Raw genomic sequence first — 13,315 nt, 5'->3', positions numbered from 1 at the left:
CATGAAAAAAACCGCAATTGCTCTGCTGGCGCTGCTGGCCAGTGGAGCCAGTCTGGCCGCAACGCCATGGCAAAAAATCACCCACCCGGTGGCGGGGAGCGCGCAGTCCATTGGCGCCTTTTCCAACGGCTGTATCGTCGGTGCCCAGGAGCTTCCTCTCCAGTCTGATACCTATCAGGTGATGCGCACCGATCAGCGGCGTTATTTCGGCCACCCGGATCTGGTGCTGTTCATCCAGCGTCTGGGAAATCAGGTGCATAACCTGGGGCTGGGCACGATGCTGATTGGCGATATGGGGATGCCTGCCGGGGGTCGCTTTAACGGTGGACACGCCAGTCACCAGACCGGACTGGATGTCGATATCTTCCTGCAGCTGCCGAAAACCCGTTGGACCTCCGCCCAACTGCTGAAACCGCAGGCGCTGGATCTGGTGGCGAGCGACGGCAAGCGCGTTGTGCCGTCCCTGTGGACGCGAGACGTATCCAGCATGATCAAGCTGGCCGCGGAAGATAACGACGTCACGCGGATTTTCGTCAATCCGGCCATCAAGCAGCAGCTCTGCCTGGATGCCGGAACCGATCGCGACTGGCTGCGCAAAGTGCGTCCGTGGTTCCAGCATCGTGCGCACATGCACGTTCGTCTGCGCTGCCCGGCGAATAGCCTGGAATGTGAAGATCAGCCGCTACCGCCGCCAGGCGATGGCTGCGGTGCGGAACTGCAAAGCTGGTTTGAACCGGCAAAACCTGGAACCTCAAAGCCTGAGAAGAAGACACCGCCTCCGTTGCCGCCTTCCTGCCAGGCGCTACTGGATGAGCATGTACTTTAATGGATAATTTCGTCGATCTGTTTATGGTGTCACCGCTACTGCTGGTGGTGCTGTTCTTCGTGGCCATGCTGGCCGGTTTTATTGATGCCCTTGCGGGCGGTGGCGGGTTATTAACCGTACCCGCGCTGCTGGCGGCGGGCATGAGCCCGGCGCAGGCGCTTGCCACGAACAAGCTGCAGGCCTGCGGCGGCTCGCTCTCGGCGTCGATCTATTTTATCCGCCGCAAGGTGGTGAGCCTGGCCGACCAGAAGCTCAATATCCTGATGACCTTTATCGGCTCCACGTCGGGCGCGCTGCTGGTTCAGCACGTGCAGTCGGATATTTTGCGGCAGATCCTGCCGGTTCTGGTCATCTGCATCGGTCTCTACTTCCTGCTGATGCCAAAGCTCGGCGAGGAAGACCGCCAGCGTCGTCTGCACGGCCTGCCGTTTGCCCTGATTGCCGGGGGCTGCGTCGGCTTTTACGACGGATTCTTCGGCCCGGGGGCAGGCTCGTTTTACGCGCTGGCGTTCGTGACGCTGGCCGGGTTTAACCTCGCAAAATCGACCGCTCATGCCAAAGTGCTCAACGCGACCTCGAACCTCGGCGGCCTGCTGCTGTTTATCATTGGCGGCAAGGTCATCTGGGCAACCGGATTCGTCATGATGGCAGGGCAGTTCCTGGGCGCACGCGCGGGTTCGCGTCTGGTGTTAAGCAAAGGACAAAAACTTATTCGCCCGATGATTGTCATCGTCTCGGCCGTAATGAGCGCCAAACTTCTTTATGACAGCCATGGACAGGAGATCCTCACCTGGTTGGGGATGCACTAATGAACAGTACGCATAAATACGAACAGCTGATTGCGATTTTCGACGGCTGTTTTGCTGACGATTTTAATACCCGTCTGATTAAAGGCGACGACGAACCGATCTATCTTCCTGCTGATGCAGAGGTTCCGTATAACCGAATCGTCTTTGCCCACGGCTTTTACGCCAGCGGCTTGCACGAGATTTCACACTGGTGCATTGCGGGGAAAGCGCGGCGCGAGCTGGTGGACTTTGGTTACTGGTACTGCCCGGACGGACGTGATGCCGCCACCCAGGGGCAGTTTGAGGATGTGGAAGTGAAGCCGCAGGCGCTGGAATGGTTATTCTGCGTCGCGGCGGGTTTCCCGTTCAACGTGAGCTGTGACAACCTTGAAGGCGACTTCGAGCCAGACCGTATCGTCTTCCAGCGCCGCGTTCATGCGCAGGTGATGGAATATCTTGAGAAAGGCATCCCGGAACGTCCGGCGCGCCTGATCGAGGCCTTACAGAATTATTACCACACGCCGGCGATAGCGGCGGAATGCTTCCCTTGGCCGGAAGATCTTTAACAGAGGAAAGAAGATGATCGCAGAATTTGAATCACGCATTCTGGCGTTAATTGATGACATGGTGGAACACGCCAGTGATGATGAGCTGTTCGCCAGCGGTTATCTGCGTGGTCACCTGACGCTCGCGGTAGCCGAGCTGGAAGCGGGTGACGATCACTCTGCCGACGCCGTTCACGCTGAAGTCACCCGCAGCCTGGAAAAAGCCATTCTGGCCGGGGAGCTCTCTCCGCGCGACCAGTCACTGGTGCTGGGCATGTGGGACAATTTGTTCCAGCAGGCGAAAGCGAAGTAAATGTTTCACCACCCTCTCCCTGTGGGAGAGGGACGGGTGAGGGCACCTGACCGCACCCTATTTAACCTTTTTCCCCTTCAGCAGTTTCCGTACCCACAAGCGATTCGGATTCAGCCCCGCAAGCGTAACTCTGTCCAGCGGAATCGGCTCGTCGCTCATTTGCGCGGCTAACACTTCTGCCAGCAGCGGGGCAGAGCACAACCCGCGAGACCCTAATCCACCCAGCATATACAGCTCCGGATAAACCGGCGCGCTTACCGCTTTATCCCGGTTATCAGCAAGATCCTGATAGGCCTCAAGCGTCGCGTCGTAGTCCGGCACATTTCCCGCCATCGGCAGATGATCGCGGGTGGCACAGCGAACGCCGCAGCGCGCTTCCCCCTCGCTGACGTCAACCTCTTGCGCCCATGCCGCATCCGGGAAACAGTCAATCAGGCGCTGGCGGTTTTGCGCCTGATCCGCGTCGCTGTAGCGCATATCCGTTTCGCCACGATGATAGCTGGCCCCGATGCAGTGATGGCCATTAGACGGATTTTGTGGCGTCAGGTAGCCGTCATAGCACAGCACCTGACGCAGTTTGCTCAGTTCAGGTGCGGAAGGAATATGGCTCACCTGGCCGCCGACCGGATAAACCGGCAACGTTTCTGTCTGGATAAACTGATTGATGTTATGCCCGTTTGCCAGCACAACGCTGGCATGGCTTACCGCTTTGCCATCCGCAAAACGCAGATTCCAGCGCTCGCTTCGGCTCAGCGATTCAACGGTGTGAGCATAATGCGCCGTCAGCCCGCGCGACTGCGCCAGGGAAATGACCGCCGCGGTCAGTTCAGCCGGGCACAGCCAGCCGCCGAGCGGATACTGAATGCCCCCACAGCCGGTTTCCACGCCAGCGGTGGCTGCCACCTCCTGCGCGCTTACCGCGCGAGCAATCTCGTCAGGCAGGCCCAGCGACAGCATCTGCGTGATTTTTTGCTGGCTCTTTTCATCCCAGCCGAGCTGCGTCACGCCGCACCAGTCATGATCGAACGCCACCGGCAGGGCGTCGTAGAGGCGACGAGCAAAGGTAAACGCCGCCGGGAAAAACCGGAACAGGGCCGGATCGTGCGCGCTTAAAAGCGGATAGAGCGCCCCCTGGCGGTTGCCGGACGCGCCGCTAGCTGGCGCATCGTCAGCACAGTAGAGCGTGACCTGCCAGCCACGGTGGAGAAGCGCGAGAGACAGCAGGGCGCTGGCGATCCCCCCGCCGACTATCGCCACCTCACGTGATGCACTGGCGCGGCGTGCAAACCAGGGCGCCTGAGCGGGAACGTCCAGCGTCTGATCCATCCTGCCGACCAGCATGTCGCGCTTGCGGCCAAAGCCTTTGGTCTTCTGCATGGTAAAGCCCGCCTCCTGCAGCCCGCGGCGGACAAAGCCCGCCGAGGTGAAGGTGGCAAGCGTTGCGCCAGGGCGCGCCAGCCGCGCCATCGCGCTAAACAGATGCTGGCTCCACATGTCCGGGTTTTTGGCGGGGGCAAAGCCGTCCAGGAACCACGCGTCGACCTTCTGATTCATCGAATCATCGAGCGTATCGGTCAGGTCATTGATGTCGCCAAGCCATAAATCCAGCGTCACGCGTCCGCCGTCCAGAATCAGACGGTGACAGCCGCCGATGTGAGGCGGCCACTGTGCCTGAAGCTGTTCCGCCCAGGCGGCAAGCTCTGGCCAGCGCTGATGAGCGAGCCGCAGATCGTGCGCGGTGAGCGGGAATTTTTCGAAACTGATGAAATGTAATCTTTGTAGCGTAGCCTCGGGGTGAGCAGCGTGGAACTGGTTAAACGCCTGCCAGAGGGTTAAAAAATTCAGCCCGGTGCCGAATCCACTTTCCGCGACCACAAACAGGCTCCGCGGGTGCGCCGGGAAGCGGGTGCTGAGCTGGTTTCCGTCGAGGAAAACATAGCGAGTTTCTTCGAGTCCGTTATCATTAGAAAAATAGACGTCATCAAAATCTCGGGAAACAGGTGTACCCTCAGCGTTGAATTCGAGGTTGGCGGGTTGTATAGCGTTTTGTTTCACGTAAGTTACTCGTCTGACAGGCAGTGGCACGATCTTAACGATGTGAGTCCATCGGTGCAAATTTCCGCAGAAAATGTCTGATCGGACTTGTTCGGCGTACAAGTGTACGCTATTGTGCGACTCGAAACTTACTATAGTGCGACTTACAGAGGTATTGAATGAAACGTGCAGTGATTACTGGCCTGGGCATTGTTTCCAGCATCGGTAATAACCAGCAGGAAGTCCTGGCATCTCTGCGTGAAGGACGCTCCGGGATCACTTTCTCTGAAGAGTTTAAAGATTCAGGTATGCGTAGCCACGTATGGGGTAACGTCAAACTGGACACCACCGGTTTGATTGACCGCAAAGTGGTTCGTTTCATGAACGATGCCTCTATTTATGCTTATCTCTCCATGCAGGAAGCGATCAAAGATTCTGGCCTGAGCGAAGAGGTTTATCAGAACAACCCGCGCGTGGGTCTGATCGCCGGTTCTGGCGGCTCATCTAAAGCGCAGGTATTCGGTGCTGACGCAATGCGTAGCCCGCGTGGTCTGAAAGCGGTAGGTCCGTACGTGGTCACCAAAGCCATGGGCTCTGCGGTTTCCGCGTGCCTGGCGACCCCATTCAAAATCCACGGTGTGAACTACTCCATCAGCTCCGCGTGTGCGACTTCCGCGCACTGCATCGGTAATGCTGTTGAGCAGATCCAGCTGGGTAAACAGGACATCGTATTTGCTGGCGGCGGCGAAGAGCTGGGCTGGGAAATGGCCTGTGAATTCGACGCGATGGGCGCACTGTCCACCAAGTACAATGAGACCCCGGACAAAGCATCTCGTACCTACGATGCACACCGTGACGGTTTCGTTATCGCGGGCGGCGGCGGTATGGTTGTGGTTGAAGAGCTGGAGCACGCACTGGCGCGTGGCGCGCACATCTACGCTGAAATCGTGGGCTACGGTGCAACGTCTGACGGCGCCGACATGGTTGCGCCATCCGGCGAAGGCGCGGTGCGCTGCATGAAGATGGCGATGCACGGCGTTGACACCCCAATCGACTACCTGAACTCCCACGGTACCTCTACGCCGGTAGGCGACGTAAAAGAGCTGGGTGCGATCCGTGAAGTCTTCGGCGACAACAGCCCGGCGATCTCCGCGACCAAAGCCATGACCGGTCACTCTCTGGGTGCGGCTGGCGTGCAGGAAGCGATCTACTCGCTGCTGATGCTGGAAAACGGCTTTATCGCTCCAAGCATCAACATTGATGAGATGGACGAGCAGGCTGCTGGCCTGAACATCGTGACCAAACCAACAGAAGCGACGCTGACCACCGTCATGTCCAACAGCTTCGGCTTCGGCGGCACCAACGCCACGCTGGTCATGCGTAAGCTGAAAGCATAAGTTTTATGTTTGATTCAGAAGGGGAGCCATAAGGCTCCCTTTTTTTATGCATTGACAAGCAGCTGATCTCACAGGCAAACTTCACCACTCAACATTATCCTCACGATAATGCGTAAGCGTTTAACGTCAACCAACGCACCTTAATCCTGATAATCAGGTAGAGGGGGCGTGGCATTTCCCCGCCTTACTCTTCATTTCGGAGTAAAGCATGACTGCAGTAACTCAAACAGAAACAACCCCTTCAGCGAACGTCTCGCTGTTCCGTATCGCCTTTGCGGTATTTCTGACCTATATGACCGTTGGCCTGCCGCTGCCGGTGATCCCGCTGTTCGTTCATCAGGAGCTGGGCTATGGCAACACCATGGTCGGCATTGCCGTGGGCATTCAGTTTTTAGCCACGGTATTAACCCGCGGTTACGCCGGACGGCTGGCGGATCAGCACGGTGCTAAACGCTCGGCGCTGCAGGGGATGTTTGCCTGCGGGCTGGCGGGCGGCGCCTGGCTGCTGGCGGCTCTTCTGCCGGTCGATGCTGCATATAAATTTGCGCTGCTGGTGCTGGGCCGTTTAATTCTTGGCTTCGGTGAAAGCCAGCTGCTGACCGGCACCCTGACCTGGGGAATGGGGCTGGTGGGGCCAGCACGTTCCGGCAAGGTGATGTCCTGGAACGGCATGGCCATCTACGGCGCGCTGGCCGCCGGTGCACCGCTTGGCCTGCTGATCAACAGCCAGTTCGGGTTTGCGGCGCTGGCTGCAACGACCATGGCGCTGCCGCTGGTGGCATGGGCGTTTAACGGCTCGGTGTGTAAGGTACCTGCGCACAAAGGCGAGCGTCCTTCCCTGTGGAGCGTGGTTGGTCAAATCTGGCAGCCGGGCCTGGGCCTGGCGCTGCAGGGCGTGGGTTTTGCGGTAATAGGGACGTTTGTATCGCTCTATTTTATGAGCCGCGGCTGGGCGATGGCCGGTTTTACGCTTACTGCCTTTGGCGGCGCGTTTGTGCTGATGCGCGTGCTTTTTGGCTGGATGCCGGATCGCTTCGGCGGCGTGAAGGTGGCGGTGGCATCGCTGGTCATTGAAGCTATCGGTCTTCTGCTGTTGTGGAATGCCCCCGTGGCATCCGTGGCCCTGCTGGGTGCGGCGCTGACCGGCTGCGGCTGTTCTCTGATCTTCCCGGCGCTGGGTGTTGAAGTGGTGAAGCGCGTGGCCCCGCAGGTGCGCGGGACGGCGCTCGGCGGCTATGCGGCGTTTCAGGATATCTCATACGGGGTAACCGGGCCGTTGGCCGGGGGGTTAGCCACCTCGTTTGGCTATCCGTCCGTCTTTCTGGCCGGTGCGGTTTCTGCGGTGGTGGGGATCGTGGTGACGCTGGTGGCGTTTCGCAGGTCGTAGTTTTTGCCCGGTGGCGCTTCGCTTACCGGGCCTACAACCGCACTAGCCGTAGGCCGGGTAAGGCGAAGCCGCCACCCGGCAGTGTTAAGCAACCAGCCAGAAAATCGCCAGGGCAATCAGCAGTGCAATAAACATCAGCCCCGGACGCGCAGAGAGCGTTCTGAATGTCTCGACGACCGGCGCAAACAGCGGGCTGTAGATCGGCTGAACGTTTCTCACCTCCGGCACGCCGCCTTCACGTTCGGCGCGACGAACGAAGATTTGATTGAGCAGATCCTGCACCTGCGCGGTGGTCAGCACCGTCTGCGGCGTGGCCTGCCAGTTTTGCTGGGCGTAATCCCGAATCACGTCGAACTCGTGCGGCTCAAGCGGCTGTTTCAGCGCGGCCTGGACAGTATGCAGGGTAGGGGCATTCTGGGTGCTGAGCGTCTGGCGCGCCTGGAGCCAGGTCACCAGATGGGTAAACTGTTTGGCCGGGATCAGTTCACCCGCCTTCACGCCGGACAGCTCCAGCATGGATTGCCAGATAAGCTTCGTCGGTTCGCCAGTGGCCGCAGCCAGCTTGGTCACCATCTGCTTGAGCGTGTTGTGCTCGGCGGGCAGCAGCGGACGCTCGGTCGACGGGCGCACCTGAGGCTGCGGAATTGACAGCTCGTTGTTCTGCAGCAGGGTCAGCACGGTTTTGAGCTGGTCCGGCGTCAGCTGCCCTAGCGCGGTCTGACCATACTGCTGGCGAATAAAATCACTCACCGCCTGGCGGTTATTACCCTGGCCCAGCAGCTCCGTCAGCTGAGCAACAATCTGGCGCGTGGTGTGGTTCTGCTGCGCGGTCGTAATACGCTGGTTCAGATTTTGCTCGGCAGCAGGGAAATGACGCGACTGCAGCGGTGCGTCGTTCCTCACGCCTAAATCATGCTTTACCCCGGCCCAGACTTCCGCATTCTGCTGTGAAGTCAGCGCAATCAGGCGCGTGATCAGTCGCTCCAGCACGGTGCGCTGTTGCGTGGATAGCGGTTGTTCACCGGCAACGTTTGGCGTGACGGGGCCTTCACCCGGAGGGCGTGGCGGCGTACCTGAAATGGGCTGCATCGTCAAAAATCCTTAAAGTCAAAACTCAGCGTAAACCAGGTATACGTATATGCCTGGCGGCCAGATTATGGCACACTTGGCAGGTTTTCTTCCTCTCAAACAGGTACTCAGACGTGAAAATCCTCGTTGATGAAAATATGCCTTATGCCCGTGAGCTGTTTAGCCGCCTGGGTAACGTTAAGGCTGTCCCTGGTCGCCCGATCCCGGTCAACGAACTGGATGACGCAGACGCGCTGATGGTGCGCTCGGTGACCAAAGTAAATGAGGCGTTGCTCGCCGGTAAAGCGATTAAGTTTGTCGGAACCGCAACGGCAGGGACCGATCATGTGGATGATAAGTGGCTGACGCAGGCTGGAATCGGTTTTTCCGCCGCGCCGGGCTGTAACGCCATTGCCGTTGTGGAATACGTTTTCTCCTCGCTGCTGATGCTGGCCGAGCGCGACGGGTTTGCGCTGAAGGACCGCACCGTGGGGATTGTTGGCGTGGGTAACGTCGGCGGACGCCTGCAAAAGCGTCTTGAAGCGTTAGGGATCCGCACGCTGCTGTGCGATCCGCCGCGCAAAGACAACGGTGATGACGGGGATTTCCGCTCGCTGGACGAGCTGGTCGAACAGTGCGACGTGCTGACTTTCCACACGCCGCTGTTTAAAGAGGGGCCGTATAAGTCGCTGCATCTTGCTGACGAGGCGCTGATCCGTCGGCTGAAGGCTGGCACTATTCTGATAAATGCCTGCCGTGGCCCTGTGGTCGATAACGCTGCGCTGCTGACATGTCTGAATGAAGGACAAGACCTCAGCGTGGTGCTGGACGTCTGGGAGCCGGAGCCGGATCTCAACGTTGAGTTGCTTAACAAGGTGGACGTGGGCACAGCGCATATCGCCGGTTATACCCTCGAGGGGAAAGCGCGCGGCACGACGCAGGTCTTCGAGGCCTACAGCGCTTTTATCGGCCATCCGCAGCAGGTGGCGCTGGATACCTTACTCCCCGCGCCTGAATTTGGCCGCATTACCCTGCATGGTCCGCTCGATCAGGCAACGCTGAAAAGGCTGGTGCATTTGGTGTATGATGTGCGCCGCGATGATGCGCTGCTGCGTAAAGTGGCGGGGATCCCGGGTGAGTTTGATAAGCTGCGCAAGAACTATGTTGAGCGCCGCGAGTGGTCTTCCCTGTATGTAATGTGCGACGACGCCTCGGCGGCGACGCTGCTGCATAAGCTGGGGTTTAACGCCGTTCATCATCCGGCACGTTAATGTCTTCTTAATGCTCCCTGTCGGATACTCCGACAGGGACGCTTTTTTATTTCTGGAGTAAACCACCATGTCTGAAGGCTGGAACATTGCCATTTTAGGTGCCACGGGTGCCGTGGGCGAAGCCCTGCTCGAAACCCTTGCTGAGCGTCAGTTCCCGGTGGGCGATATCTATGCGCTGGCGCGTACCGACAGTGCAGGTGAGCATCTGCGTTTTAACAGTAAATCCGTGATGGTCCAGGACGCGGCAGCATTCGACTGGACCCAGGCGCAGCTGGCGTTTTTCGCTGCGGGCGCTGAAGCGACTGCTGCGTATGTTGAAGAGGCGACCAACGCAGGCTGCCTGGTGATCGACCTGAGCGGCCTGTTCTCAATGGAGCCGGATGTGCCGCTGGTGGTGCCGGACGTGAACCCGTTTGTGCTGGCTGACTACCGCAACCGTAACGTCATTGCGGTGCCCAACAGCCTGACCAGCCAGCTGCTGACTGCCCTGAAACCGCTGATCGACGACGGCGGACTGTCGCGCATTACCGTCACCAGCCTGCTCTCCGCGTCCGCGAACGGTAAAAAGGCCGTTGACGCGCTGGCCGGGCAGAGCGCGAAGCTGCTGAACGGTATCCCGATTGATGAAGATGATTTCTTTGGCCGCCAGCTGGCGTTCAACATGCTGCCGCTGCTGCCGGACCGCGAGGGTTCCGTGCGCGAAGAGCGTCGTATCGTCGATGAAGTGCGTAAGATTTTGCAGGACGATGGCCTGATGATCTCTGCGAACGTCGTGCAGTCCCCGGTCTTTTACGGCCACGCGCAGATGGTCGGCTTTGAAGCGCTGCGTCCGCTGGCAGCAGAAGAGGCGCGCGATGCGTTTGGCCGCGGTGAAGACATCGTGCTCTCTGAAGAGAGCGAGTTCCCGACCCAGGTGGGCGATGCCACCGGCAGCGCGCATCTTTCCGTTGGCTGCGTGCGTAACGATTACGGCATGCCGGAACAGGTTCAGTTCTGGTCCGTTGCCGACAACGTTCGCTTTGGCGGCGCGCTGATGGCGGTCAAAATTGCTGAAAAACTGGTGCAGGAGTACCTGTACTGATGTCAGACGTGGAACAAAAGCCGGTCCATAGAATTGCCCTCGGCATTGAGTACGACGGCAGTAAGTATTATGGCTGGCAGCGTCAGAACGAGGTGCGCAGCGTCCAGGAGAAGCTGGAAAAAGCGCTCTCTCAGGTGGCAAACGAGCCGATTAACGTCCTGTGCGCAGGACGTACGGACGCGGGTGTTCACGGTACGGGGCAGGTCGTGCACTTTGAAACCACCGCCGTGCGTAAGGATGCCGCCTGGACCCTGGGTGTAAATGCGAATTTGCCTGGTGACATTGCGGTGCGTTGGGTAAAAGCTGTGCCGGATGATTTTCACGCGCGTTTCAGCGCCACGGCGCGTCGCTACCGTTATGTCATCTACAACCAGCGCCTGCGTCCGGCGGTGTTAAGCCAGGGCGTGACGCATTTTTATGAACCGCTTGATGCTGAACGTATGCATCGCGCGGCGCAGTGTCTGATTGGTGAAAATGACTTTACGTCGTTTCGTGCGGTGCAGTGTCAGTCCCGCACGCCGTGGCGAAACGTCATGCACATAAACGTCAGCCGTTTTGGCGCGTATGTGGTGGTGGATATCAAAGCCAATGCCTTTGTACATCATATGGTTCGGAATATTGTGGGCAGCCTGATGGAAGTGGGCGCCGGACACCAGCCGGAGAGCTGGATTGCAGACCTGCTGGCAGCGAAGGACAGAACGCTTGCGGCAGCTACGGCGAAAGCGGAAGGGTTGTATCTGGTCTCGGTAGACTATCCGGATCGGTTTGACCTGCCGAAACCGCCAATGGGCCCGCTTTTTTTAGCGGACTAAACAAAGGTGCAATTAGGGCTTAGACAATATGGACGTAATTCGTTTTTTGATTGATTTCATCCTGCATATTGATGTTCACCTGGCGGAGCTGGTCGCGCAGTATGGCGTCTGGGTTTACGCTATTCTGTTCCTCATTCTGTTTTGTGAAACCGGTCTGGTCGTTACCCCATTCCTGCCAGGGGATTCCCTGCTGTTCGTTGCCGGCGCGCTATCGGCGTTACCCACTAACGATCTGAACGTGCATCTTATGGTGGTGCTGATGGTGATTGCCGCTATTGTCGGTGATGCGGTCAACTACACGATTGGACGCGTATTCGGTGAGCGGCTGTTCAGCAATCCGGATTCGAAAATTTTCCGTCGCAGCTATTTAGACAAAACCCATGCGTTTTATGAACGCCATGGCGGAAAAACCATTATCCTTGCGCGCTTTGTGCCTATTGTGCGCACATTTGCACCGTTTGTGGCGGGAATGGGGCATATGTCCTATCGTCATTTTGCCATGTATAACGTCGTGGGGGCGCTGTTGTGGGTGCTGTTGTTTACCTATGCAGGCTACCTGTTTGGCGATCTCCCGGTGGTTCAGGAAAATCTTAAGTTACTGATTGTAGCGATTATTGTGCTTTCCGTACTGCCGGGCGTTATCGAAATTATTCGTCATAAACGTGCGGCGGCAAAACAAGCGAAGTAAATGCACGCTGGCGGTTCGACCACTTTTTTATCCAAAGTTTCGGGCTGTTATGTTTTAATGTGCAACATTCATGGTCTGTTGGAGGCAAAAATGGCATTATTCGCCTCTTATAGCAAAACTGGCAAACGACCAGGTTCAGGCAGAAAGGTTATCAATGAGCTGGATTGAACGAATTAAAAGCAACATTACCCCAACGCGTAAAGCGAGCATTCCTGAAGGGGTATGGACGAAGTGTGATAGCTGCGGTCAGGTTCTGTATCGCGCAGAGCTGGAGCGCAACCTTGAGGTGTGTCCGAAGTGTGACCACCATATGCGTATGTCGGCGCGCAACCGCCTGCATAGCCTGCTGGACGAAGGCTCTCTGGTAGAGCTGGGTAGCGAACTTGAGCCAAAAGACGTGCTGAAGTTCCGCGATTCCAAAAAATACAAAGATCGTCTGGCCTCTGCACAGAAAGAGACTGGCGAGAAAGACGCGCTGATCGTCATGAAAGGCACCCTGCATGAGATGCCGGTTGTTGCCGCTGCGTTTGAGTTCTCCTTTATGGGCGGCTCAATGGGCTCTGTGGTTGGTGCGCGCTTCGTGCGTGCCGTTGAGCAGGCGCTGGAAGACAACTGTCCGCTGATCTGCTTCTCTGCCTCCGGCGGTGCGCGTATGCAGGAAGCGCTGATGTCACTGATGCAGATGGCGAAAACCTCTGCTGCGCTGGCGAAGATGCAGGAGCGCGGTCTGCCGTATATCTCCGTGCTGACCGACCCAACCATGGGCGGCGTCTCCGCGAGCTTCGCAATGCTGGGCGACCTGAACATCGCTGAGCCTAAGGCCCTGATCGGCTTTGCCGGTCCTCGCGTTATCGAGCAGACCGTTCGTGAAAAACTGCCGCCGGGCTTCCAGCGCAGTGAGTTCCTCATCGAGAAAGGCGCCATCGACATGATCGTCCGCCGTCCGGAAATGCGCCTGAAGCTGGCGAGCATCCTGGCGAAGCTGATGAATCTGCCAGCGCCGAACCCGGATGAGCCGCGCGAAGGCGTGGTGGTACCGGATCAGGAACCCGAGGCCTGATAACTGAAAAGGGCAGGGCCGGTTGGCGCTGCCCTTTTGCTTTCT

At 58.1% G+C, this 13,315-nt stretch carries 13 protein-coding genes; 11 read left to right on the top strand and 2 right to left on the bottom strand.

The features are described 5' to 3' along the window. The first annotated feature begins 1 nt into the window (after position 1). Genes mepA through AC0TOY_RS12950 form a run of 4 tightly spaced genes read left to right on the top strand, consistent with a single transcriptional unit; the run spans position 2 to position 2,472 of the window. Positions 2-826, top strand: a complete 825-nt coding sequence (mepA, locus tag AC0TOY_RS12965) for a penicillin-insensitive murein endopeptidase (protein ID WP_024908935.1) — start codon at positions 2-4, stop codon at positions 824-826. Next, the gene (locus tag AC0TOY_RS12960) at positions 826-1,635 is read left to right on the top strand and encodes a sulfite exporter TauE/SafE family protein (protein ID WP_473721925.1); all 810 of its coding nucleotides are present in this window, start codon (positions 826-828) and stop codon (positions 1,633-1,635) included. Before mepA ends, AC0TOY_RS12960 begins: the two co-directional genes overlap by 1 nt. Then, positions 1,635-2,180, top strand: a complete 546-nt coding sequence (locus tag AC0TOY_RS12955; protein WP_473721924.1) for an elongation factor P hydroxylase — start codon at positions 1,635-1,637, stop codon at positions 2,178-2,180. The genes AC0TOY_RS12960 and AC0TOY_RS12955 overlap by 1 nt, the downstream gene beginning before the upstream one ends. A 13-nt stretch (positions 2,181-2,193) precedes the next feature. Beyond that, positions 2,194-2,472 (top strand): YfcL family protein, encoded by a 279-nt coding sequence (locus tag AC0TOY_RS12950; protein WP_024908938.1) that lies wholly within the window; start codon positions 2,194-2,196, stop codon positions 2,470-2,472. Between the two features lie 57 nt (positions 2,473-2,529). Here AC0TOY_RS12950 and mnmC read toward each other — a convergent pair whose 3' ends face one another. After that, the gene (gene mnmC, locus AC0TOY_RS12945; protein WP_407858837.1) at positions 2,530-4,527 is read right to left on the bottom strand and encodes a bifunctional tRNA (5-methylaminomethyl-2-thiouridine)(34)-methyltransferase MnmC2/FAD-dependent 5-carboxymethylaminomethyl-2-thiouridine(34) oxidoreductase MnmC1; all 1,998 of its coding nucleotides are present in this window, start codon (positions 4,525-4,527) and stop codon (positions 2,530-2,532) included. Positions 4,528-4,685: 158 nt separating this feature from the next. Here mnmC and fabB point away from each other — a divergent pair, with 158 nt between their 5' ends. Together fabB and AC0TOY_RS12935 are read left to right on the top strand one after the other, a co-directional pair. Beyond that, positions 4,686-5,903, top strand: a complete 1,218-nt coding sequence (gene fabB, locus AC0TOY_RS12940) for a beta-ketoacyl-ACP synthase I (RefSeq protein WP_023336433.1) — start codon at positions 4,686-4,688, stop codon at positions 5,901-5,903. A gap of 208 nt (positions 5,904-6,111) precedes the next feature. Continuing rightward, entirely contained in the window at positions 6,112-7,290 is a 1,179-nt protein-coding gene (locus AC0TOY_RS12935; protein WP_473721923.1) for an arabinose transporter, read from the top strand. An 84-nt stretch (positions 7,291-7,374) separates the two neighbouring features. Here the strand turns inward: AC0TOY_RS12935 and flk are convergent, their stop codons facing one another. Beyond that, positions 7,375-8,379: a flagella biosynthesis regulator Flk gene (gene flk / locus AC0TOY_RS12930; RefSeq protein ID WP_032646631.1), complete on the bottom strand. Its 1,005-nt coding sequence runs from the start codon at positions 8,377-8,379 to the stop codon at positions 7,375-7,377. 113 nt (positions 8,380-8,492) lie between these two features. Here flk and pdxB point away from each other — a divergent pair, with 113 nt between their 5' ends. The 5 genes from pdxB to accD all read left to right on the top strand — a co-directional run bounded on the left by pdxB (position 8,493) and on the right by accD (position 13,270). Continuing rightward, positions 8,493-9,629 carry a 4-phosphoerythronate dehydrogenase PdxB gene (gene pdxB, locus AC0TOY_RS12925; RefSeq protein ID WP_024908942.1) on the top strand — a complete coding sequence of 379 codons (1,137 nt, stop codon included), beginning with the start codon at positions 8,493-8,495 and terminating at the stop codon, positions 9,627-9,629. Between the two features lie 67 nt (positions 9,630-9,696). Next, entirely contained in the window at positions 9,697-10,710 is a 1,014-nt protein-coding gene (locus tag AC0TOY_RS12920; RefSeq protein ID WP_024908943.1) for an aspartate-semialdehyde dehydrogenase, read from the top strand. Continuing rightward, positions 10,710-11,522 carry a tRNA pseudouridine(38-40) synthase TruA gene (truA, locus tag AC0TOY_RS12915; protein WP_023312566.1) on the top strand — a complete coding sequence of 271 codons (813 nt, stop codon included), beginning with the start codon at positions 10,710-10,712 and terminating at the stop codon, positions 11,520-11,522. Before AC0TOY_RS12920 ends, truA begins: the two co-directional genes overlap by 1 nt. 28 nt (positions 11,523-11,550) lie before the next feature. Next, positions 11,551-12,210 (top strand): DedA family protein, encoded by a 660-nt coding sequence (locus AC0TOY_RS12910; protein WP_008502599.1) that lies wholly within the window; start codon positions 11,551-11,553, stop codon positions 12,208-12,210. A gap of 154 nt (positions 12,211-12,364) precedes the next feature. Further along, positions 12,365-13,270 carry an acetyl-CoA carboxylase, carboxyltransferase subunit beta gene (accD, locus tag AC0TOY_RS12905; RefSeq protein ID WP_003861408.1) on the top strand — a complete coding sequence of 302 codons (906 nt, stop codon included), beginning with the start codon at positions 12,365-12,367 and terminating at the stop codon, positions 13,268-13,270. Positions 13,271-13,315 lie beyond the last annotated feature (45 nt).

It is taken from the genome of Enterobacter sp. PL_is379 (assembly GCF_055817355.1).
This window is presented reverse-complemented; position numbering and strand designations above follow the sequence as displayed.